This window comes from Micromonospora wenchangensis, from assembly GCF_002210435.1.
GTDB classification, from domain to species: Bacteria; Actinomycetota; Actinomycetes; order Mycobacteriales; family Micromonosporaceae; genus Micromonospora; species Micromonospora wenchangensis.
This window is the reverse complement of sequence record NZ_MZMV01000026.1, coordinates 15,903-38,024: the sequence shown is the minus strand read 5'-3', so window position 1 is coordinate 38,024 and position 22,122 is coordinate 15,903. Positions and strand designations below refer to the sequence as shown.

22 protein-coding genes and 1 other RNA gene are annotated in these 22,122 nt (G+C 72.6%); 14 read left to right on the top strand and 9 right to left on the bottom strand.

What is annotated here, in order from left to right; translation table 11 throughout:
• Positions 1 to 209: 209 nt before the first annotated feature.
• From B5D80_RS16850 to mctP, 7 genes are all read left to right on the top strand, one after another.
• Positions 210 to 1,436, top strand: coding sequence for a helix-turn-helix domain-containing protein (locus tag B5D80_RS16850; RefSeq protein ID WP_088644874.1), 1,227 nt, complete (start codon positions 210 to 212; stop codon positions 1,434 to 1,436).
• Between the two features lie 16 nt (positions 1,437 to 1,452).
• Positions 1,453 to 2,034: a flavoprotein gene (locus B5D80_RS16845; RefSeq protein WP_088644828.1), complete on the top strand. Its 582-nt coding sequence runs from the start codon at positions 1,453 to 1,455 to the stop codon at positions 2,032 to 2,034.
• A gap of 90 nt (positions 2,035 to 2,124) precedes the next feature.
• Positions 2,125 to 2,955 (top strand): Nif3-like dinuclear metal center hexameric protein, encoded by an 831-nt coding sequence (locus B5D80_RS16840; RefSeq protein WP_211291541.1) that lies wholly within the window; start codon positions 2,125 to 2,127, stop codon positions 2,953 to 2,955.
• Positions 2,952 to 3,689 carry a zinc ribbon domain-containing protein gene (locus B5D80_RS16835; protein WP_088644826.1) on the top strand — a complete coding sequence of 246 codons (738 nt, stop codon included), beginning with the start codon at positions 2,952 to 2,954 and terminating at the stop codon, positions 3,687 to 3,689. The genes B5D80_RS16840 and B5D80_RS16835 overlap by 4 nt, the downstream gene beginning before the upstream one ends.
• A 4-nt stretch (positions 3,690 to 3,693) precedes the next feature.
• On the top strand, positions 3,694 to 4,905 hold the full coding sequence (locus B5D80_RS16830; protein WP_088644825.1) for a bifunctional RNase H/acid phosphatase: 1,212 nt from the start codon (positions 3,694 to 3,696) through the stop codon (positions 4,903 to 4,905).
• Positions 4,906 to 5,104: 199 nt separating this feature from the next.
• The gene (locus B5D80_RS16825; RefSeq protein ID WP_088644873.1) at positions 5,105 to 5,347 is read left to right on the top strand and encodes a DUF3311 domain-containing protein; all 243 of its coding nucleotides are present in this window, start codon (positions 5,105 to 5,107) and stop codon (positions 5,345 to 5,347) included.
• On the top strand, positions 5,347 to 7,002 hold the full coding sequence (gene mctP / locus B5D80_RS16820) for a monocarboxylate uptake permease MctP (RefSeq protein ID WP_088644824.1): 1,656 nt from the start codon (positions 5,347 to 5,349) through the stop codon (positions 7,000 to 7,002). The genes B5D80_RS16825 and mctP overlap by 1 nt, the downstream gene beginning before the upstream one ends.
• A gap of 326 nt (positions 7,003 to 7,328) precedes the next feature.
• Here mctP and B5D80_RS16815 read toward each other — a convergent pair whose 3' ends face one another.
• Complete coding sequence (locus B5D80_RS16815) at positions 7,329 to 7,808, bottom strand: MarR family winged helix-turn-helix transcriptional regulator (protein WP_088644823.1); 480 nt, start codon at positions 7,806 to 7,808, stop codon at positions 7,329 to 7,331.
• 69 nt (positions 7,809 to 7,877) lie between these two features.
• On the opposite strand from B5D80_RS16815, the gene B5D80_RS16810 reads away from it, so the two are divergent.
• Positions 7,878 to 9,110 (top strand): MFS transporter, encoded by a 1,233-nt coding sequence (locus B5D80_RS16810; RefSeq protein WP_088644822.1) that lies wholly within the window; start codon positions 7,878 to 7,880, stop codon positions 9,108 to 9,110.
• 16 nt (positions 9,111 to 9,126) lie between these two features.
• On the opposite strand, the gene B5D80_RS16805 is transcribed toward B5D80_RS16810, so the two are convergent.
• Positions 9,127 to 9,888, bottom strand: coding sequence for a sulfite exporter TauE/SafE family protein (locus tag B5D80_RS16805; protein WP_088644821.1), 762 nt, complete (start codon positions 9,886 to 9,888; stop codon positions 9,127 to 9,129).
• 136 nt (positions 9,889 to 10,024) lie between these two features.
• Here B5D80_RS16805 and rnpB point away from each other — a divergent pair.
• Positions 10,025 to 10,443, top strand: an RNA gene (gene rnpB, locus B5D80_RS16800) — RNase P RNA component class A.
• A gap of 239 nt (positions 10,444 to 10,682) precedes the next feature.
• A complete protein-coding gene (locus B5D80_RS16795) occupies positions 10,683 to 11,468 on the top strand; it encodes a maleylpyruvate isomerase family mycothiol-dependent enzyme (RefSeq protein WP_088644820.1) in 786 nt (261 codons plus the stop codon).
• A 100-nt stretch (positions 11,469 to 11,568) separates the two neighbouring features.
• Here the strand turns inward: B5D80_RS16795 and B5D80_RS16790 are convergent, their stop codons facing one another.
• The 5 genes from B5D80_RS16790 to B5D80_RS16765 form a co-directional block, all read right to left on the bottom strand.
• Positions 11,569 to 12,024 (bottom strand): hypothetical protein, encoded by a 456-nt coding sequence (locus B5D80_RS16790; protein ID WP_211291536.1) that lies wholly within the window; start codon positions 12,022 to 12,024, stop codon positions 11,569 to 11,571.
• Between the two features lie 377 nt (positions 12,025 to 12,401).
• On the bottom strand, positions 12,402 to 13,946 hold the full coding sequence (locus B5D80_RS34805) for a hypothetical protein (RefSeq protein WP_281253468.1): 1,545 nt from the start codon (positions 13,944 to 13,946) through the stop codon (positions 12,402 to 12,404).
• A 330-nt stretch (positions 13,947 to 14,276) separates the two neighbouring features.
• Positions 14,277 to 14,774: a roadblock/LC7 domain-containing protein gene (locus tag B5D80_RS16775; protein ID WP_211291535.1), complete on the bottom strand. Its 498-nt coding sequence runs from the start codon at positions 14,772 to 14,774 to the stop codon at positions 14,277 to 14,279.
• Positions 14,771 to 15,142 (bottom strand): hypothetical protein, encoded by a 372-nt coding sequence (locus tag B5D80_RS16770; RefSeq protein WP_088644871.1) that lies wholly within the window; start codon positions 15,140 to 15,142, stop codon positions 14,771 to 14,773. Before B5D80_RS16770 ends, B5D80_RS16775 begins: the two co-directional genes overlap by 4 nt.
• A gap of 330 nt (positions 15,143 to 15,472) precedes the next feature.
• Positions 15,473 to 16,729, bottom strand: coding sequence for a M48 family metallopeptidase (locus B5D80_RS16765; protein ID WP_088644870.1), 1,257 nt, complete (start codon positions 16,727 to 16,729; stop codon positions 15,473 to 15,475).
• Here B5D80_RS16765 and B5D80_RS34370 point away from each other — a divergent pair.
• The 4 genes from B5D80_RS34370 (at position 16,728) to npdG (ending at position 20,575) form a co-directional block, all read left to right on the top strand.
• Entirely contained in the window at positions 16,728 to 17,192 is a 465-nt protein-coding gene (locus B5D80_RS34370) for a hypothetical protein (protein WP_245854661.1), read from the top strand. The genes B5D80_RS16765 and B5D80_RS34370 overlap by 2 nt on opposite strands.
• Positions 17,193 to 17,274: 82 nt before the next feature.
• A complete protein-coding gene (locus B5D80_RS33920) occupies positions 17,275 to 18,267 on the top strand; it encodes a histone (protein ID WP_211291534.1) in 993 nt (330 codons plus the stop codon).
• A gap of 65 nt (positions 18,268 to 18,332) precedes the next feature.
• Positions 18,333 to 19,763, top strand: coding sequence for an RNB domain-containing ribonuclease (locus B5D80_RS16750; protein WP_088644818.1), 1,431 nt, complete (start codon positions 18,333 to 18,335; stop codon positions 19,761 to 19,763).
• Between the two features lie 113 nt (positions 19,764 to 19,876).
• A complete protein-coding gene (gene npdG, locus B5D80_RS16745) occupies positions 19,877 to 20,575 on the top strand; it encodes an NADPH-dependent F420 reductase (protein ID WP_088644817.1) in 699 nt (232 codons plus the stop codon).
• A gap of 82 nt (positions 20,576 to 20,657) precedes the next feature.
• Here the strand turns inward: npdG and B5D80_RS16740 are convergent, their stop codons facing one another.
• Positions 20,658 to 21,158 carry a hypothetical protein gene (locus B5D80_RS16740; RefSeq protein ID WP_144081694.1) on the bottom strand — a complete coding sequence of 167 codons (501 nt, stop codon included), beginning with the start codon at positions 21,156 to 21,158 and terminating at the stop codon, positions 20,658 to 20,660.
• A gap of 112 nt (positions 21,159 to 21,270) precedes the next feature.
• Positions 21,271 to 22,116, bottom strand: coding sequence for a 3-methyl-2-oxobutanoate hydroxymethyltransferase (panB, locus tag B5D80_RS16735; protein WP_088644815.1), 846 nt, complete (start codon positions 22,114 to 22,116; stop codon positions 21,271 to 21,273).
• Positions 22,117 to 22,122: the final 6 nt, after the last annotated feature.

The window sequence follows — 22,122 nt, the reverse complement described above, 5'->3', positions numbered from 1 at the left end:
TCACGTCGAGCGCCGTCACTGTCGTGATCCGGGATCGTTGACACCTGACGAACGGCTCATGCAACTTGCACGAAGCTATGAGAACTGGCTGTACGTGTGACGTACACGCTGTGCGACCAGCGGCAACCTGGGCGGACGGATCGGAGACGCCCGGCGTGGGTCGTCCGGAGCCCGACCGGACGACCCACGAGGGGGAGGAACAGGAGAAGATGGACGAGCTTCCGATCGGGCGACGGGTGGCCTACTGGCGCGGGCGACGCAAGATGTCCCAGCAGGTCTTCGCCGACCGACTCGGCAAGTCCAAGAGCTGGGTCGACAAGGTCGAACGCGGGGTCCGCCGGCTGGACAAGTTCTCCGTGCTGTACGAGATCGCCGTGATCCTGCGGATCGACGTGCAACTGCTGCTCGGCAAGGACCCGGAACGGCGTACCGACGCGTTGAGCTGCATCGACCAGTTCGAGGTGCAGGAGATCCGGGCCGCCCTGGAGCAGTACTCCTCAATGACCGCGTACTTCGACGGGGTGTCGTACCCGCCGCCCCTGGGCGACCTGCGCAAGGCCGTCACCCACGCCTGGCTCACCTACCAGTACGGCCGCTACGCGATGCTCACCCGGGCGCTGCCGAAACTGCTGCGCGACGCCCAGGCCGCCGACGCCGGCTACGGCGGCGAGTCGGGCCGGGAGGCCGCCCACCTGCTCGGGCAGGTCTACCAGATCGCCTCCTCGGTGCTGCGCAAGCTGGGCGAGTGCGAGCTGGCCTGGCTGGCCGCCGACCGGTCGATGGCGGTCGCCCAGCGGGCCGACGACCAACTCCTGGCCGGTGTCGCCACGGCCCGGGTCTGCAACGCGCTGGTGGCGATGGGCCGGGCCCGGCCCGCCCTGGAACTGAACCTCAGCATCGCCAACCAGCTCGCCCCCGGCGGCCTGAACGACAGCGCGCCCGACCGGCTCTCCGTCTACGGCATGCTGCTGTTGCAGGGCGCGATGGCCGCCGCCCGGTTCGGCGACTCCGACGCCGTCGAGGACCTGCTGTACGGGGCGAACGAGGCGGCGCTGATGCTCGGCAGCGACCAGAACCACTACTGGACCTCGTTCGGCCCGACCAACCTGGAGCTGCACCGGGCCGCCGCCGCAGTGGAACTGGGCGACGGCGGGCGGGCGGTGGAGATCCACCAGCGCATCCCCGAGCCGAGCTTCAACGGGCTGCTGCCCGAACGGCGGGCCCACCACCTGCTCGATCTGGCCCGGGGCTACAGCCAGCTCGGTGACGTCGCGATGGCGGGGGAGATGCTGCTGCGCGGCGACCGGCTCGCCCCGTCCGAGATCCGCTGCCGACCCATCGCCCACGAAGTGATGAGCGACGTGCTGCGTCGCACACGGGGTGCGTTGCCCGCGCCGATTGCGGAGTTGGCTGAGCAGATGGGAGTCGGAGTATGAACACGGCGGCCGCCGGATGAGCGGCAGCCCCCACCAGAGCAGTGAGCACCGCGGAGTGCTCTACGTCATCGCCTGCGGTTCGCCGCTGGCCCGTCACCTCGATCGACTCGTCGGCCTGGCCCAGGACGACGGCTGGGAGGTCTGCGTCGTCACCACCCCCGACGGGGCGAAGTTCGTCGACCGGGCCGCCCTGGCCCGGCAGACCGGGCACCCGGTGCGCACCCACTACAAGAACCCGGGCGACCCGGACCTGCTGCCCGCCGCCGACGCGATGCTGGTCTGCCCGGCCACCGTCAACACGGTCAACAAGTGGGCGGCCGGGATCACCGACACGCTGGCGCTGGGCCTGCTCGTCGAGGGGCAGGGCCGGGGCGTGCCGGTGGTGGTGGTGCCGTTCACCAACGTGGCGATGGCCGCGCACCCGGCGTTCCAGACCGGCCTGCGACGGCTGGGCGAGTGGGGCGCCACGGTGCTCTTCGGCGACGACGTCTACCCGCTGCACCCACCCGGTACGGGGGAACGGCACCTGCACGCCTTCCCCTGGGAGGCGGCGGTCGCGGCCCTGCCGGGCCGCTCCCGGGCCACCTCGGCGGCCTGACCCGTCGACGGGCGTGGGCGTGGCCGCCACCGTGCGCCGGTAAGCTGACCGGCCGTGAGCACAACCGCGTCCCCGCCGTCCGTCGCCGATGTGGTTGCCGAGCTGGATCGGTGTTACCCGCCCGCCTGGGCCGAGGAGTGGGACCGGGTCGGTCTGGTGCTCGGTGAGCCCACCGACCCGGTCCGCCGCGTCTACGGCACGGTCGACGTCGTCCCCGAGACGGTCGCCGAGGCGCTGGCCGCCGGTGCCGACCTGATCGTCGCGCACCACCCGCTGCTGCTGCGCGGCGTCTCCTCGGTCGCCCCGACCACCTGGAAGGGGCGGATCGTGCACGACCTGATCCGCGCCGGGGTGGCGCTGTACGTGGCGCACACCAACGCCGACATCGCCGCGCCGGGCGTCTCCGACGCGCTGGCCGCCCGGTTCGGGTTGACCGGCCTGCGCCCGCTGCAACCCTCCGCGGCGGGCTCGGCGGCGGCCGGCGGCGGCCGGGGCATCGGCCGGGTCGGTGAGCTGCCCGCCCCGCTGACGCTCGCCGAGTTGACCGAGCGTGCCGCCGCCGTCCTGCCCGCCACCGTCTGGGGGGTTCGCGCCGGGGGCGATCCCGCGCGTATCGTGCGTACCCTCGCGGTCAGCGGCGGTTCCGGCGACGGCTTCCTGGCCGCGGCGACCGCCGCCGGTGCGGACGCGTTCCTCACCTCCGACCTGCGGCACCATCCCGCCGGTGAGCACCTCGCCGCCGGCGGGCCCGCCCTGCTGGACGCCGCACACTGGGCGACCGAACGACCCTGGCTGGACGACGTGGCCGCCCACCTGCGGGCCGGCTTCGGCGTCGAGACCGTGGTGTCCGACCTGGACACCGACCCGTGGACCGTGCACGCCGCCGCACCCGCGATGGACGACAAGGAGCCCCGACCGTGAAGGCTGAACCCCAGGTCCAGCGCCGCCTGCTCGACCTCCAGGCGATCGACACCACCCTCGCCCAGCTCGCCCACCGCCGCCGGTCGCTGCCCGAGCGGGCCGAGCTGGAGGGCCTGGCCCGGGAGCTGTCCGCCCTGGAGGACGAGCGGGTCCGCGCCCAGGTCGCCGTGGACGACCTGGACCGGGACATCGCCCGGCTGGAGAAGGACATCGACCAGGTACGGGCCCGCAAGAGCAAGGACGAGGCCCGGCTGGCCAGCGGCAGCGGGCCGGCCCGGGAACTGGAGGCGCTCCAGCACGAGCTGGTCTCGCTCAACCGCCGCCAGGGTGACCTGGAGGACGCCGAGCTGGAACTGATGGAGCAGCGGGAGACGGCACAGGCCACCCTCGACGGGATCGAGGCCCGCATCGCCGAGGCCCGGGACCGGCGGGCCGCCGTCGAGCAGCGCCGCGACGAGAGCCTGGCCGCGATCGCCAAGGAGGAGGAGTTCAAGCAGGGCGCCCGCAAGCCGCTCGCCGCCGACCTCCCCGCCGACCTGGTCACCCTCTACGACAAGATCCGCGAGGACACCGGCCTCGGCGCGGCGCTGCTCACCGCGGGCCGCTGCGGCGGCTGCCGGCTGGAGCTGTCCGGCGCGGACCTGGCCCGGATCCGCCGGTCGGACCCGGACGAGGTGGTCCGCTGCGAGGACTGCCGCCGGATCATGGTGCGTACCAACGAGTCGGGGCTGTAGCCCGGTGGCGGTGCGCGCGGTCGTCATCGAGGCCGACGGCGGGTCCCGGGGCAACCCCGGGCCGGCCGGTTACGGTGCCGTGGTCCGGGACCCGTCCACCGGCGAGGTGCTGGCCGAACGGGCCGAGTCGATCGGGACGGCCACCAACAACGTCGCCGAGTACCGGGGTCTGATCGCCGGGCTGGAGGCCGCCGCCGAGCTGGGCGCGGCCGAGGTCGACGCCCGGATGGACTCGAAGCTGGTGGTCGAGCAGATGTGCGGCCGGTGGCAGATCAAACACCCGGGGCTGCGTCCGCTCGCCGCGCGGGCCGCCGCGCTTGTCGACCGCTTCGAGTCGGTCCGGTTCAGTTGGATCCCCCGGGAACGCAACCGGCACGCCGACGCCCTCGCCAACGCCGCGATGGACACCGCCGCCGGTAGGCCCTCCCGGTCGGCGGCGGGTTCGGCCGGCGGTGAGCCGCCCCGGGCGGTGGCGGGAGCCGACTCGCCGGGCCGGGCGCAGGCCCGCGAGGTGGCCGCCCGGGCCGCCACCAGGTCCACCGGCACCGACCCGGCGACCGCCAAGGCGTCCTGGGAGCCGAGGCCGAGCTTCACCGCCACCCGGCTGATCCTGGTCCGGCACGGGGAGACCGAGTGGACCGTGCAGCACCGCTACGCCGGCCGCGCCGACGTGCCGCTGTCGGAGTCCGGTCAGGCCCAGGCGCGGGCCACCGCCACCCGGGTGGCCGCGCTGGCCCCGTCCGTCGCGGCCGTGCTCAGCTCCCCGCTGTCCCGGTGTACGGCCACCGCCGAGGCGATCGCCGCAGCACTCGGTGACCTGCCGGTACGCCCGCAGGACGACTGGATCGAGTGCGACTTCGGCGACTGGGACGGGCACACCTTCGCCGAGGTCCGCGACCGGTGGCCCGGCGAACTGGACGCCTGGCTCGCCTCGACCCGGGTCGCCCCGCCGGGCGGTGAATCGTTCACCGAGGTCGGGCAGCGGGTCGACCGGGCGATGGTGGCGCTGCGGGAGGCGTACCCCGGGGAGACCGTGGTGGTCGTCTCGCACGTCTCGCCGATCAAGCTGGCCCTGCGCGACGCCCTCGCGGCCGGCGACGCCCTCCTGCACCGGCTCTACCTGGACGCGGCCGGCATCTCGGTGCTCGACATGTGGCCCGACGGGGGCGTCGCGGTCCGCTCCGTCAACGACACCGCCCACCTACCGGTCCGCTGATTGCGGATCGTCCCCCGAACCGGCCCGGGAATCCCGGGCCGGTTCGTCGTCGGTCGATGCCTCCCGCCGTTCGTCGTGCCGTTCGGCGCAGCCGGAACACCGTTGGGCGCATCGTCAAGCGCCAATTGATCGTGCTTGGCCGCACCGGGTCGTAGCGTCCGGCCGTTACTGGCCGGAACGACGACCGGAGGTGGGTCAGATGACCGCTGGCGAACCGGAGACGCCGCGTGCGGCGTCGTCCAGGGCGAAGGACCACAGCCCCTGGAACTGGTTGCTCTTCATACCGATCGTGGTGCCGCTGATCCCGGCGCTGTTCAACGCGGACTCGCCCCGGATCTTCGGCTTCCCGCGCTTCTACTGGCTGCAACTGGTGTGGATCCTGCTCGGGGTGGCCACCACCACGCTGGTCTACCAGATGACCAAGAAGCGGGGAACCCACTGATGTGGCGTGATCACTTGACCGAGATCATCGTATTCTCGGCGCTCTTTCTGCTGGTCAGCGCGATGGGTTTCGTGGCGGCCCGGTGGCGGGCGCCGAAGGACATGGCGCACCTCGACGAGTGGGGGCTCGGCGGGCGCAGCTTCGGCGGCTGGATCACCTGGTTCCTGGTCGGCGGTGACCTCTACACGGCGTACACGTTCGTGGCGGTGCCGGCGCTGATGTTCGGGGCGGGCGCGGCCGGGTTCTTCGCCGTGCCGTACACGATCGTCATCTACCCGCTGGTGTTCCTGGTGCTCTGCCGGCTGTGGTCGGTGTCGCACCGGCACGGGTTCGTCACCCCGGCCGACTTCGTCCGCCGCCGGTTCGACTCGCCGGTGCTGGCCCTGCTGATCGCGATCACCGGCATCGTCGCGACCATGCCGTACATCGCGTTGCAGTTGGTGGGCATCGAGGCGGTGCTCAAGACGATGGGGGTCACCGGGGACAGCGCCCTGGCGCGGCACCTGCCGATCATCATCGCCTTCGCGATCCTGGCCGCCTACACCTACCAGTCCGGGTTGCGCGCCCCGGCGCTGATCGCGTTCGTCAAGGACAGCCTGATCTACGTCGTGATCCTGGTGGCGGTGATCTACCTGCCGTACAAGCTGGGGGGTTGGGGTTCGATCTTCGACGCGGCGGACGCGAAGTTCGCCGCCTCGCCGAACCCGAACGACGGCATCCTGCTCAACGCCAACAACCAGCTCCAGTACGTCACCCTGGCGTTCGGCTCGGCGCTGGCGCTGTTCCTCTACCCGCACAGCATCACCGGCGTACTGGCCAGCCGGAACCGGGACGTGATCAAGCGGAACATGTCGGCGCTGCCGGCGTACAGCCTGCTGCTCGGCCTGATCGCCCTGCTCGGCTTCATGGCGATCGCGGCCGGGGTGAAGCCGCTGCCCGGGGCGAAGGAGGGCACCGTCGACAGCAACACGGTGGTGCCGGTGCTGTTCGACCAGCAGTTCCCGGACTGGTTCGCCGGGGTGGCGTACGCGGCGATCGGCATCGGCGCGCTGGTGCCGGCGGCGATCATGTCGATCGCGGCGGCGAACCTGTTCACCCGCAACATCTACAAGGAGTACCTGAAGCGGGACGCCAGCCCGGCGCAGGAGGCGAACGTCTCGAAGATCACCTCGCTGGTGGTCAAGGTCGGCGCGGTGGCCTGCATCGTCTTCCTCGACCCGCAGTTCTCCATCGACCTCCAGCTCATCGGCGGCGTGATCATCCTCCAGACGCTGCCGGCGGTGGCGCTGGGCCTCTACACCCGCTGGTTCCACCGGGGTGCGCTGATCGCCGGCTGGGTGGCCGGCATGGGGCTGGGCATGTGGATGCTCTACCAGATCCCCAACCCGGCGTCGAAGCGTGCGCACTTCGGCGGGTCGGCGTTCCCGCTGTCCGACTTCGGCTTCGACACCAAGAAGACGATCTACGTGGGCATCGTCGCCGTGCTGGTGAACCTGGTGGTGGCGGCGCTGGTCACGTTGGCGCTGCGGGCGGCGAAGGTGGCCGACGGCGTGGACGGCACCACTCCCGACGACTACTTCGCCGACGAGGGCGACCCCCGCGTCACCCCCGGCCCCGACCGCGACGCCGACTCGGCCCGCGAACCGGTCGCCTGACCCACCGCACCTCCCCGCTCCCACCCTCCCCCTCCCGCCTTCCCTTGCCCTGCCCCGCCCTCGTCCGACCCCGGTGATCAAGAGCTTTGCGTCAACATTCCGCCGGAAACTGACGCGAACCTCTTGATCACGCGGTCGACCCGGCCGTCAGGCCGCCCGCCGGCCGGTGGGAGTCGGTGATCAAGAGGTTTGCGTCACCCATCGCGTGTGCAGGTGACGCAAACCTCTTGATCACCGGGGCGGGCGGGGCGGGGCGGGGAGCCGGAGCGGGGCGGGGAGCCCGGGGCGGGTGGGAGGGGGCCGTGGCGAAGGGGGAGAGGGCGGGGTCAGCGGCGGCGGGTGCGGGAGTCGAGGGCCTGGTTGAGCCGGCCCAGCAGGGTGGCCAGGGTGTCCCGGTCGGTGGGGGACCAGTCGGCCAGGATGTCGCCGTAGAGCCGGGTCCGGGCGGCCTGGACGGCGGCCATCCGGTGCAGGCCGGCGGGGGTGGGGGAGATCACCGTGCCCCGGCCGTCCGCCGGGTCGGGGGCGCGGGCGATCAGGCCGTCGCGTTGCAGCGCCGAGACCTGCCGGGTGACCGTGGAGCCGTCCAGGTTGAGCCGGGCGGCCAGTGCCGAGACGTTCTGCGGGCCGGTGGCGTCGAGGTGGCGCAGGATCACGTACGCCGCCCGGTCGAGGACCCGGTGCTCGGCGCTGCCGGTGGCCCGGCGGGTGGCCTCGCCCAGCCGCATCAACAGGGCGACCTCGGTCTCGATCCGGCCGAGGGTGACCTCGTCCGACTCCGTTCGCTTCGCCTGGTCGTCGCTCATAGCTGTATGATACAACAGAATTACCTGTACGATACAGCTATATGCGGCTTCGGCCCGACAGGAGGCGGAGTGGACCGGCGAACCGAGCCCCACCGCAGTGCCATCTACGCCACCACGCTGGTGGCCTTCCTCGCCATCGCCGGCATCGCCGTGGTGGACCCCATCCTGCCCGCCATCGGCACCGCCATCGGCGTCACCGCCTGGCAGGTCGAACTGCTGTTCACCGCGTACATCGCGGTGATGGCCGTCGGGATGATCCCGGCGACCCTGGCCAGCGGACGCTTCGGCTTCAAGCCGGTGCTCGTCGCCGGCGTCTCGGTCGTCGGCCTCGCCGCCATCGCCGCCTCGTTCAGCAACGACATCGTGCAACTGTCGGTGCTGCGCGGCGTGTGGGGGCTGGGCAACGCGATGTTCTTCGCCACCGCCATGGTGGTCCTGGTCAACCTCGCCAACGACCGGGAATGGGTGGTCGGCCTCTTCGAGACCGCGCTCGGGCTCGGCTTCGCCGTCGGACCGCTGATCGGTGGCCTGCTCGGCGAGATCAGCTGGCGACTGCCGTTCTTCGTCTGCGGCATGTTCATGGTGCTCGCCCTGCTGGTGGCCGCCCGCAAACTCCGTGAGCCGACCCACCGGCAGCCGCCCGTACGGCTGGGGCAGATCTTCGCCACCTACCGCCGGCCGGCGTTCATCATCCTCTGCGTGGTCACCGCCGCCTACAACTTCGTCTTCTTCGTGGTGCTCGGCTACACGCCGCTCTTCCTCGGCCTCGACGTCATCCCCCTCGGCCTCGCGTTCACCGGCTGGGGTCTCGGCCTGGCCGCCGGCATCCTGCTCGTCGGCCACCGGCTCGCCCACCGGATCGGCGCGGTGCAGACCGTCGGGGTGGCGCTGGTCGGCCTGCTGGCCTGCATGGTCCTCTTCGCCACCTCGACCGGCACCGTCGAGTCGCTGGTGGTGCTCGTCGTCGCCGGGCTGTGCATGGGACTGGCCAACGCCAACCTCACCGACCTGGCCCTCGGCCTCGGCTCCACCGACCGGCGGGTCGCCACCGGCGCGTTCAACCTGGTCCGCTGGGGGGCCGCCGCCCCCGCCCCGATCCTCGCCGGCAAGCTCGCCGAACACGGGCTGGCGCTGCCGTTCTGGGTCGGCGCCGCGGTGCTCGCCGTCGGCCTGCTGGTCTACCTGACCTGCGCGCACCTGATGGCCGCCGGCTACGGCGAACGGCTGCTCTGGTCCCGCTGGAACCGGGCCGCCCGGCAGGCCGAGCACTCCGCCGAGGAACCCGTCGGGGAGGCGTACTGAACGGCCCCGGGGCCGCTCAGCCCAGCGCCCGCCAGAGCAGGTAGAGGCCGATCACCGTACCGAAGCAGACGATCAGCGTCCGGAGCACCACCGGGGGCAGTCGGCGGGTCACCCGCGCCCCCACGTACCCGCCGAGCATGGTGGCCGGCGCGACCACCGCGACCGCCGCCCAGTTGACCGGCCCGAACAGGGCGAACACCACAAGCGTGGTCAGCCCCACCACGGCCGACAGCAGGTTCTTCACCGCCGACACCCGGGCCAGCGTCGCGTCCAGCACCAGGGCCAGGCCGGCCACCAGCATCACCCCGAGCGCCGCGCCGAAGTAGCCGCCGTACACCGTGCCGACCGCGACCATCGCCTGCACCGTGAGGGTACGGCGGCGCGGGCCCAGCTCGGCCGGATGCCCGACCAGCCGGCGCAGCGGCCCCTGGAACGCCAGCACCGCCGTGGCCCCGAGCACCAGGAACGGCACCACCAGGTCGAACGCCCGCGCCGGGGTGGCCAGCAGGAGCAGACAGCCGACCCCCGTGCCGAGCACCGCCGTCGGCAGCAACGGCCACAGCGTCCGGCGGGGCGGCAGGTCCATCCGGCTGCCCGCCACACTCGCCGCGTAGCCCGGGAAGACCGACACCGAGTTGCTGACGTTCGCCGCCACCGGCGGGATGCCCACCGCGATCATCGCCGGGAAGGTGATCAGCGAACCGCCGCCGGCCGCCGCGTTCACCGTGCCCGCCGCGAGACCGGCGACGACCAGCAGTACGGCATCGGAGAGCTCCATGGTGCCCAGAGGCTAGTAGGCCCTGATCAGAGCACCTGCACCGGATCAGCCGCGTACCATTTTCGGCTTCGGTGCGGCCCGGCCCGGGGTGGGATGGGTCCGGGACGCCGCGCCGTTAGGATGGGAACGCGACGGACGAGTCGACCGGGCGGTCGCGTCGGCGGGCTGCGGCCCGCCGCCGAGGAACGTCCGGACTCCACAGGGCAGGGTGGTTGCTAACGGCAACCCGGGGCGACCCGCGGGACAGTGCCACAGAAAACAGACCGCCGACCCCACTCGGGGACGGTAAGGGTGAAACGGTGGGGTAAGAGCCCACCAGCACCCCGGGTGACCGGGGTGGCTCGGCAAACCCCACCCGGAGCAAGGCCAAGCAAGGGCCGTCACCGCAAGCTGACGACCCGGCGCAGACGCTTGAGGGCTGCCCGCCCGATGTCTGCGGGTAGGCCGCAGGAGCCTGTCGGCGACGGCAGGCCGAGATGGATGGCCGCCGCCGGTGCGGACCCCGCGAGGGGTACGCGCCGCGCACAGAATCCGGCGTACAGGTCGACTCGTCCGTCGCCCACCAGCTCAGAGCCGCGATCAAGGCTCTGAGCTGGCTCTGTGTTCGGGCGTCGATGGTCTACCCCCGGCCTCCCCCTTCGGGCCTACACCACCTGCTGCCCGCCAGCGAGGAACGCACCCGTGCGATCGATGATCCTTTCCAAGAGCCCCGGCTGACGACCTGACGTCCGACCCGTTGCGATCGGGAGCGAAATTCGCTGTTCGGTCGACGGAACCCGGTGATACAAAGCCCGGTGCATAAACTTCTCACGTTCTCTGACCATCTGCGGCTGATCGACGAACGGTCGACCGCCTTCCGCGCTGCGGTCGCCGCAGCACCCAGGCTCGACATGCAGGTGCCGACCCATCCCGAGCGGACGCTGTTCGATCTCGTGCAGCACGTGGGCATGAGCCGCCGCAAGTCAGCCGCCGTCGTCGCCGCCGGGCCCGCGGACGCGCCCCCGGAGAAGTCGGCCTGGGACGACGGCACGGGTGCGCCGCGGAAACGCGATGCACTGCTGGCCTGGTGGACGGAGTCCGTCGGGTTGCTGACGAGCGTGCTACGTGAGGCTGGCCCGGACCGCAGGTGTTGGACGTGGTGGGATGACTCGCCGTCACCGCAGACCTCTGGTGCGTGGGCGCGGCGTCAGGTGCCGGAGATCGCGGTGCACACCTACGACGTCCAGCTCACCCTGGGTGCTCCGCAGCCGCTACCGGAGGAGGTCGCCCTCGACGGTTTCGACGACTGCCAGTTCACCCTCTGCGCGACGACGGTCGCCTGGCCGCATGCCGCAGCCGTCGTCGACTACCACGCCACCGAGGGCCACTCCTGGCGTCTTCGGCTTTCCCGGGCAGGCGCGCAGGTCGCCCGCCTCACGCCCGGGGCCGGAGGGGACATCGGTACCCCCGACGCCTCCGCCCAGGGCAAGGCCAGTGACCTGGTCCTGTTCTTCTACGGCCGTATGCCGCTGGAGTCGCTGAAGTTCGAAGGCGACAGTCGTATCTTCGACCAGCTCGCGGCCTGGGATCCATCCGTGTGACAACCAATGACATGGATGAGGATCTTGGTCCGGCATCCGGGTCGCCTCGTCCGTCGCTCACCGGATGCGGATCGGCTCCGCTCAGCGGAGGACGGCCCGTTCATCGATGCTGTGATGTGGTTCCGTCAGGAAGACATCGGGGGGAAACGGGGCCGTGGGCGATGTTCCACGTGTCCAGGCGGTAGAGCCAGTCTCCCGTGCAGTGACTGGTGAACCGGTAGTTGATCTGCCAGCGTAGCCATCGTCCCCGGGCGAGGCGTACGGCCGGTGGGCGGCGGTGTCGGCGGGGCATGCCCCGGGCCGATGGGACCAACCCGACGCGGATGTGGTCCCCGTCGTGGCGAAGCTGGACGACATCGCTTGCCGGTACACCGTTGCGCAGGCAGGAGTCCGGTCGGAACCCGTCCTGCTCGTGCATGGTCACTTCGTGGGTGTGGCCGGCATGGATCTGCGGTAGCGCGAACGCCGCAGGCGCGGCGTTGCGGCGGGCGGCGTGCTGGCCTCCGCGCGACTGCTTGGTCCAGGAGACGCGGACCCGCTGAGCGACGATCTCCACCCGGCCGATGCTCCAGGGTTTCCCGACGGCCGGACAATTCGCTACCGCTCCTCCATCCCGGCCTGCCGCCTACCCGGAATTGACCGGGCAGGCCGTCCGGGTGGCGGACGCCGTGCGGCGCGTCGGCGACGGGCTGCCGGTGGAGGAGGGGACGGCGGTGCCGCACGCGGCCAGTGCCGCCAGCAGAGCGAGGGGTACGAGAGCGCGCAGGTCGGTCAGGGACGTCGTTCCTGCACATCGGACGTCAACGGCTCTCCGTGGAGTAACACCCCTGGGCGGGTGGTGCAGGGTTTACCGCTGTCGGGCATCCGATCGGGCGTGTGCAACGACAGGAGTGTCCGGGCGTCGTCGACGCCCGGACGACCCGTCTGCTCAACTCAGGCGGTGCACACGCGACCCCCGTCAGCGGCCAGGCTGGCCAGGGAGCACACCTTCAGCAGCGGATAGTGCGGCCCCATCACGGTGGCGGCGGTCTCCGCCGAGCTGTCCACCGGCACGTTCTGGGTGGCGTGCGGGAATCCCGCCACCGGCAGCAGGTTCCGCAGCAGCACCATGTGCGGGGCCACCGGGTAGGAGACGGAGAACGGCAGGAAGGTCGCGTCGGCCACCGCCTCGATGGCCGCCCGCTGCTGCTCCCGACCGAGCACGTACGTGTAGTAGCCGTGCCGGTCGAGGCGGGTGTCGTCGTCGTAGCGGCAGCCGAGGCTCGCCGGCGCGTCGGTGAACCGGTTGATCACGACGGGCTTGACCTGGCCGCCGAGGTTGGTGCACATCGAGAAGTAGCGCAGGTCTGCGTGCCGGCGCGGCCAGACGCCCGGATGGTTGCCGGTGACCGCCCTCGGTGCCCGACCCCGGATCACCAGTACCTGGTCCGCGGCGGGCGGGCTGACCCAGGTCCCGAGGTAGGCGTTGTCCGGATTGGGGGCGAGGTTCTCCACCTCCGACGTCCGGGTGAAGAGCTTCTGCCCGGTCTCCTCCGGATGCCCAGGCCCACCGGGCCCACCGGGCCCACCGGGCCCACCGGGCCCACCAGGCCCACCGGGCCCACCAGGCCCACCGGGCCCAACAGGCCCACCGGGCCCACCAGGCCCACCGGGCCCACCAGGTCCACCAGGTCCTCCGGGCCCACCGGGCCCACCGGGCCCGCCCGGTCCACCCGGTCCACCAGGTCCACCGGGATGGCCGGGGCCGTCGGGGCCAGGTCCACCTGGGTGGCCGGGCCCGCCCGGTCCGCCGGGGTGGTGTCCGGGTACGCCCGGTCCGCCGGGATGCCCCGGCCCGTCACCGTGACCGCCCGCGCCGGACGGCCCCGCCTCCCGGGCGTTCGCGGTCGCCGGGGTGGTGGGGGTGGTGGGGGTGCCGCCGCCTCCCGGGGGGCAGGGCGGCAGGGTCTGCGACACCCCGTCGAGGGTGAGGGTCATGGTGGGCAGGACGACGGTCGCGTCACCACCGGCCGGCAGGTAGACCCGGAAGATGACCGACGCCTTCGCGCCGGGCAGGGCGTCCTCCCGGGCCAGGGGCAGCCGGTTGGCCTGTCCGAAGGCCACCTCGGGGGTGATGGTGAGGGTGAACCGCCCACCCGGCGCGGCACCGGTCTGCCACGGATTCTGGCTGCCCGCGTCGGGTGTGATGAGGTAATCCGGCATGCTGGAACTGACGCCGTTGCGGGTGAAGTACGTGGGCTTGTCGTCGTACACGTTGAATGATGCGTACCTGGCGTCGGGAAAGACCCCGGAAAGGGTGATTTCCAGGCCCGGCGTGACCGGATAGATGGTCGACCAGTAGGTGGCGGCGGTGTCCGGCCAGTAGGCGTTCAGGCTCGTCGCCCCGTACTTCGACGACCAGGCGCAGGTGGGCATGGTGACGCCGGAGCCGACGGCACGCTCTGCCTCGGCGGGGGTGGCTACCAGGGGGGCGGCCATCGCGAGCAGCCCTGACAGCAGCAGAAATCGCCGACGCGTGGCCCGCGTCGCAGGTGCGGATACGGAGAGTCGCATGCGTCGACTTGATCAGAAATATGTGTCGACGTAGTTACTTTCGCGGTCAAGTATCGTTGCCGTGTCGCGCGTTTTCGGCCTGTCTGGGATTACTATTTCCCGCAGTGGAGACTATTTCGGAAAAGCCAGTTCCAGGGGGTCTGGTCGGCTGGTGCGGTGGAGTGTGGACAGAGGTCGGGATTCGCCCGTTAGATCGGGTCCCCGTCCCGTACGGCGGGGGGCACGGCGTGCTCGGCCGTGCCCCCGCCGCGCGGGTCAGGCCTCGGTCGGAACCCGGGTCAGCAGCGCCGCGATGCGGCCGGCCACCCCCGGGGCGTGCAGGTGCAGCCGGGCGACGTTGACGGAGTCCGTGCCGATCACGGCGAGCAGGGCCTGCTCGCTGACCGCGTAGACGCTCAGGTAGCCGCCCTGGTTGCGGACCGTCGACTGTTGGAAGTCGCCCTGGCCGAGCCGCATGCCGACCTGCCGGCCCAGGCCGAAGGTGGTCGCGGCGAGCGCGGCCAGGTCGTTCGGGTCCACCTCGTTCTGCAGGTTGTGCGTGATGAGCAGGCCGTCGACGCCACCCAGGACACAGCCGTGCACCCCGGGGATCTCGTGCCGCAACTCCGCCAGCTCACGACTGATCGCCGGGTACGGCAGCGAGCGGTCCCCGGCCAGCGACGGCGGAAGCGGCCGGGCGGCGGGTGGGGTGGCGGCGCGGGCGGCGCGGGCCGAGCGCCGGGGCAGGATGGTCTCGGTCTTGTCTGCGGTCACAGTTCCAGGCTCTCCTCGATGGTGCGCAACTGGTGCCGGGCCATCGCCAGGTTGGCCCGGCTCTTGCTCACCATCAGGTAGAGGAAGAGGCCCTTGCCGGTGCGGCCGGTCAGCGGGCGGATCAGGTGGTACTGGCTGCCGAGGGTGATCAGGATGTCCTCGATCTCGTCCTCGATCTTGAGCATCTCCAGGGTGCGCATCTTGGCGCGGACGACGTCGGTGTTGCCGGCGGCGGCGACGGTCAGATCGATCTCGCCGGTGCCACCGGCCACGCCGAGGGTCATGCCGCTGCTGTAGTCGACGAGCGCCACCCCGATCGCTCCGTCGATGTTCATCGCGTTCTTCAGGGCGACGTCCAGGCTAGCCACGGTGGTGTTCTCCCGGTTCGGCAGGGCGGCGCCGTCGACATCGTCGTCGTCCCACCCAGGTGGCGGGTGATGGCAGCGCCGCAAGAGGTCTGACGAGGCTCGCACACACCCCGGGTCGGTCGCACTCGGGGCCGCCGCATCGGGGCTGTCCGGCCGACCCGCAGCGGCCGGCGGTCCCGTCAAGAGGGCCAGGCCGAGGGATGGTCCATCCGGGCGTGAGCTGATACCAAGTACCTGGTTCGGGCGGTAGGGCCGGAAGTCCCTGATCCGCCAGCCCCCGCGGGTCCCGGCCCGACGACCGTCCCGACCGTCGACACCGCGGACGACGGCTCAGCCGGACCAGACCACGGTCCGGGCCGTCCGGTCGAAGTGCCGGGTCAGCTCCACGTCGAGCCGCTCCATCCGCCTCCCGTCCAGCGTCACCGTCGGCTCCTGCGGGGTGCGGGCGGTGAGCATCCGGTGGCGCAGCCCGGCCGGCGGGTGCGCGGCGAACAGCGACGCCTCGTCGCGGACCGACAGTTGGCGGACCAGCGGCATGCGCGCGGCCGCCGCCGTCCGGGCCAGCGCCACCCCCGACCGCCACGCCGCCGGCCCCTCCCCGGCCCGGGACGCCTGCCGCACCACCCTGTCCACCGCGTCCCCGCTGAGCAGGACGTCGAGCAGGTCGCGTACGCCGTCGGTGCCCGCCGCCCGGGCGGCCAACTCGTCGGCCAGGTACTCGGCTCGCTGGCTGTCCCGCAACGCCGTCCAGACCAGCAGCAGGTGGACGCCGAAGAGCAGCCGGGACAACACCCACGACATCGCCCGGCCCACCGCCTCGCCGACCATCTCCAGCAACCCGTCGGCGCGGCGGGCGGGGGACGGCCGGAGCAGGTCGGCGGCGTCACCGAGCATCGTCAGTGCGGGCTGGGTGACCAGCAGCCGGCGTACGTCACCGTTGACGAAGTGCGCCAGTTCGTGACCGATCAGCGCGACCCGCTGCGCCCCGTCGAGGGCACCCCACAGCGGTAGCCCGAGACAGAGCACCCGCCGCCGCCGCAACCCCACCGCCGTCGAGTACGCGTTGAAGCTGCCGTCCACCCCGACCACCTGCGGCACGGGCGCGCCGATCGCCGCCGCGACCTGCGCGACCAGCGCGTGCAGTTCCGGCGCCTGCGAACGGTCGAGCACCTCCAGCTCGGCATCGAGCCGCCCGAACCGGGGCCGCAGCACCACCGCCAGCGCGATCAGCGCCACCCCGAGGAGGACCGCGACATTCGGAAAGGGGTACGCGAAGAGCAGCCAGCAACCGAGTCCGGCCAGTGCCAGCACCCCGACCGTCAGCAGCAGCGAGACGACCGCCGTCACCGCTCCCGCCGTCCCCGGCCCGGTCGACTCCAGCGGGCGGTCCACGAGCACGGCGTACTGCCGACGGTTCAGCCGGGCGGCGATCCGATGGGTACGCCTGTCGACCCGTCCCCAGCCGAACTCGGGTGCCTGCCGTCCCGGGTCGTAGCCGTCCAGGTTCCACTCGCAGTCCGGGCACCAGGGCATCGCCGTACGGATGGACACCGTCGCCGTGGCGCAGTGCGGACACGTCCCCGTCATGATCACGAAGCTCGATTCTGCCGGGGGTGTCCGGCGTCGTACCACCGGCTTTCCGGCCCATCCCGCGCGGCGTCGCGGAGGCCCCGCAACCCGGGCCGACGCGGTGTCGCCGGGGGTGGTTCCGGTGACGTCCGGGCAGGTCGGGACGGATTTCGCGGTTTCGCCCCCGGGGCCGGCGAGCACGTCTACTGTGGATGTGGTCGCGACCAATTGCGGCGATCCGGTGGCGGTCGGGCTGCGCCCGGTGCACAGTGATCTCATGAACGACAGCGGAAGTGGTGGGCACTACTACTGGTGCACCCGACACCACCGGGTCGAGACCGATGCCGACGTGTGCCCTGCCAAGCACGTTCTCGGACCGTATCCCTCGGCTGCCGACGCGGAGAACGCCCTGCAGAAGGTGCAGGAGCGTAACGAGGCGTGGGAGGCCGAAGACGCCCGCTGGGCCGGGGAGGGCAACTGAACGGCGCGGGACGGCCCGCGTCGAGGACTCCGTGCCTCCGTGGGGAGGCACGCGGGAGCATGTCCCCAAGGAGGGAACCGAGATGGCCGAAGCAGCAAAGGCCACCACCCGCCCGGCCGCGACGAAGACCGCCGCCGCGCAACGGACCGCAGGCGCGACCCGGAGCACCGCGGCCCGCCGCTCGACCACGACCACGGCCGCAGCCCGCAAGGCGTCGGCCGGCCGGGCCACGGCGAGCGCGGCGGGCGCTGGCTCGGGCCGGACCCCGTCCACCGGCACCGCCAGGAAGACGGCGACCCGCACGGCGACGAAGGCCCCGGCCGCCAGGAGCACCGCGTCGAAGGCTCCCGCCTCGAAGTCGACGGCGAAGAAGGCGCCGGCGGCCCGCAGCGCCGCGTCGAAGGCACCCGCGTCGAGGTCCACGGCGACGAAGGCCCCGGCGAAGAAGGCCGCCAGCAAGACCACCACCGCCGCCCGTAAGACCGCCGGGGCGGCGAAGAAGACCACGGCCGCCGCCCGGAGCACGGCGGCGAAGAAGACCACCACGGCGAAGCGGACGACCGCGGCGGCGGCGAAGAAGACCACCGCGACCGCCCGGACGGCAGCCAAGAAGGCCACGGCCGTGAAGAAGACGTCACCCGGCAGGAAGACGACACCCGCCGCGAAGAGCACGGCCGCCAGGAAGACCACGGCCGTGAAGAAGACGACGCCCGCGAAGACGACGGCGGCCCGCAAGAGCACGCCCGCGAAGAGGGCCACGCCCGCGAAGAAGACCACGGTGGCGAAGAGGACCACGGCGGCGAAGAAGGCCACGCCCGCGAAGAAGACCGCCGCCACGAAGGCCCCGGCCCGCAAGTCGACCGCCAGGACCGCCCCCGCGTCGAAGTCGACCGCGAAGGCGGCGCCGGCCCGGAAGACGAGCGCGACGACCGCCCGCAAGACGGCGGCGACGAAGACCACGGGCACGACCGCCCGCAAGGCCACCGCCCGCAAGGCAACCGCCCGTAAGGCACCCGCGCGGACGGCGGCGGCGCGGGCCACCGCACCGGCGCGCGCCCGCAAGGCCACCGGCTGACCGTACGGAGCCCGCGGCCCGCCCGCCGGAGAGCGGATCACGCGGCACGCTGCCAGGATTGACCCGTGGTCATCCGACGTGTGCTCGCGCCCCGCATCGACTTCGGCGCGCTGCGCCGTGAGCTGGGACTGCCTGACAGTTTCCCGGCCGCGGCGCAGCGCGAGGCGGACGAGGCGGCCGACGCCCCACCGCCCGCCGTGGCCGACCGTACCGACGTCCCGTTCGTCACGGTCGACCCCGCCACCTCCCGCGACCTGGACCAGGCGATGCACCTCAGCCGTCGGCCCGGCGGCTACCGGGTGCGGTACGCCATCGCCGACGTCGCCACCCACGTACGTCCCGGCGGGCCGCTGGAGGAGGAGACCTGGCGGCGCGGGCAGACCGTCTACCTGCCCGACGGCAACGTGCCGCTGCATCCGCACACCCTCAGCGAGGGTGCCGCCAGCCTGCTGCCCGACGTCGACCGGGCGGCCGTGCTGTGGACCATCGACCTCGACGCCGACGGGGCCACCGTCGCCGTCGGGCTGGAACGTGCCCTGGTACGCAGCCGCGCCAAGCTGGACTACCCGGGCGTGCAGGTGGCCGCCGACGCCGGCCTGCTGCCCGACCCGATCGCGCTGCTGCCCGAGATCGGCGCCCTGCTCACCGCCCGTGGCCTGCGCCGGGGCGCGGTCAACCTGCCGCTGCCCGAGCAGGACGTCGAACCCGACGGGGACGGGTGGCGGCTGGTGCTGCGCGGTCCCGGCCCGATGGAGGACCACAACGCCCAGATCTCCCTGCTCACCGGGATGGCGGCGGCGGACATCATGCTGGCCGGCCGGATCGGGCTGCTGCGCACCATGCCGGCCCCGAAACCGGAGGCGGTGGCCCGGCTGCGCGCGGCGGCGGCCCCGCTGGGCGTGCACTGGCCGGACGGGGTACGGGTCGGCGAGGTGCTGGCCGGGTTGGACGCCTCCCGACCCCGGGCCGCCGCCTTCGTCGACCAGGCGGCCGAGCTGATGCGCGGCGCGGCGTACACGGCGTTCGACGGTGAGCTGCCGGAGCAGCCGGAACACGGCGGGGTGGCCGCCGCGTACGCCCACGTCACCGCCCCGCTGCGCCGGCTGGCCGACCGGTACGCCACGGAGGTGTGCCTGGCCCTGCACGAGGGCCGCGACGTGCCGGAGTGGGCCCGGTCGGCGCTGCCCCGGCTGCCGGAGGTGATGGCCTCGACCGACCGGACGGCGGGTGCGGCCACCCGGGGCGCGATCGACCTGGCCGAGGCGGTGCTGCTGGAGCACCGGGTGGGGGAGACGTTCTCGGCGGCGGTGCTGGACGCCGACGCGCCCCCGAACGGCCCGGCGAAGCCCGGCCGGGTCCCCGGCGGGACGGTGGCGTTGGACGATCCGCCGGTACGGGCCCGCTGCACCGGGGAGCTGCCGCGGGGTGAGCGGGTCACCGTACGCCTGGTCACCGCCGACCCGGTCGGCCGCAAGGTGCTCTTCGAGCGGGCCTGAACCCGGCCCCGGCGGGTCCCGCCGTCCGGCCCGGGGCGGTGCCGCACGGCGGGGCGGTCAGCGTCACAGCGCCTTGCGCCGCTGGTGGCGTGGCGGTTTGCGAGGATGACGCCATGGCATACGACGCGAGCACCCTCCCCGACGTGTCCGGGCTGACCGTCGGCATCATCGGCGGCACCGGCGACCAGGGACGGGGGCTGGCCTACCGGTTCGCCCGTGCCGGCCAGCGGGTGCTGATCGGGTCCCGGTCCGCCGACCGGGCGGCCGAGGCGGCGGCGGAGATCGCCGCGCTGCCCCGGCTGCCCGCCGGGGTCGACGTGACCGGCGCGGACAACGACGAGGTGGCCCGCCGTAGCGACGTGGTGGTCGTCGCGGTGCCGTGGGACGGGCACGCGGCCACTGTGGGCGCGCTGGCCGGACCACTGGCCGGCAAGATCGTCGTGGACTGCGTGAACCCGCTCGGTTTCGACAGGCAGGGCCCGTACGCGCTGCCGGTCGCCGAGGGCAGCGCGGTGCAGCAGGCGGCGGCCCTGCTGCCCGACTCCCGGGTCTGTGCGGCGTTCAACCACGTCAGCGCGCCGCTGCTGGCCGACCCGGAGATCGACCGGATCGACCTCGACGTGCTGATCTGCACCGAGGATCGGGAACTGGTCGACATCGTCGGCGCGTTGGCCGCCCGTATCCCCGGTATGCGTGGCATCTACGCCGGCCGGCTGCGCAACGCCCACCAGATCGAGGCGTTCACCGCCAACCTGATCGCCATCAACAAGCGCTACCGGGCGCACGCCGGCATCCGGGTCACCGACCTCTGACCCACGCCGTTTCTGCCTTCCACCGTGATCTTGGAGGGAAGTGCCCCTGGGCCGGTTCCCTCCAAGATCCTCGGCGGGGTGGTCAGAAGTTGGTGTCGACGCCGGCCTTCTTGCAGGCGGCGTTCGCCATCGCGCTGGTCTTCTGGAACTCGGGGGCGTCGGCGGCGGTGTCCAGGTTCGGCGCGGTCGCCGCCCGGCCGGACGCGGCCCCGAACGCGGCCAGCGCGGTGACCGCCTCGCTGGTGGGGACGCCGGTGGTGGCCTTCGCCAACTCCTGCGCCATCTCCGTGTAGGCCTTGCGGATGGTCGGCGTGGGGTCGCCACCGGACGTCGCGGCCTTCACCACGTCGGCCTTCGTCGTGTCGGCGATCTTCTTGGCCGCCGTGCAGAGCTTCTTGTCGGCCGCCGGGTCGGCGGCGGCGGTCGGGCCGCCGGTGCCCGGGTCGATGGTGGTCGGGTCGGTGGCGGCCGACGGGGCCGCAGCGGTGGCCGACGCCGACGGTGCGGCAGTGGTCGACGGTTCCGCCTCGCTGCACGCCGCGAGGGCCAGCACGGAGACACAGGTCAGGACGACAGTTGACAAGCGAACATGATCCACGGGCGGAACCCTAGCCGCTCCCGCCGCACCACGGTCACCCCCGGTCGGTGGGTCGTTCCGTGACGGTGGGGCGGCGGCACCGCCCCACCGCCCGTACTCAGAAGGTGTGCTCGGTGGCGGGGAACCCGCCGCCGCGTACCTCGTCGGCGAACCGGCGGGTCGCCTCGGTCAGCGTCCCGGCCAGGTCGGCGTAGCGCTTGACGAAGCGGGGGGCCTTCCCGGTCCGCAGCCCGGCCATATCCTGCCAGACCAGCACCTGGGCGTCGGTGTCGGGGCCCGCGCCGATGCCGACGGTGGGGATCGCCAGTTCGGCGGTGACCCGCTTGGCGACCTCGCCCGGCACCATCTCCAGCACCACCGCGAACGCGCCCGCCCCGGCCACCGCCCGCGCGTCGGCGAGCACCTCGTCGGCGGTGTCGCCGCGCCCCTGCACCCGGTAGCCGCCCAGGGTGTGTTCGCTCTGCGGGGTGAAACCGATGTGCGCCATCACCGGGATGCCCGCCCCGGTGATCGCCGCGATCTGGTCGGCGCAGCGCCGGCCGCCCTCCAGTTTCACCGCGTGGCAGCCGCCCTCCTTCATGAACCGCACCGCCGTGCGCAACGCCTGCGTCGGCCCCTCCTCGTACGAGCCGAAGGGCAGGTCGCCGACGACCAGGGTGTGCCGGGTCGCCCGGACCACGGCACGCACCAGCGGCAGCAGCTCGTCGACCGTCACCGGCAGGGTGGTCTCGTAGCCGAACACGTTGTTCGCCGCCGAGTCGCCGACCAGCAGCGCCGGAATCCCCGCCTGGTCGAAGATCCCGGCGGTGTACTGGTCGTACGAGGTGAGCATGGCCCACCGGTCGCCGCGCTCCTTGGCGGCGATCAGGTCGCGGGTGCGGACCCGGCGGGTGGCCGGCCCGCCGTACAGGGCGGTCACCTCGGTCGGGGTGGACTCCACCATGACTGT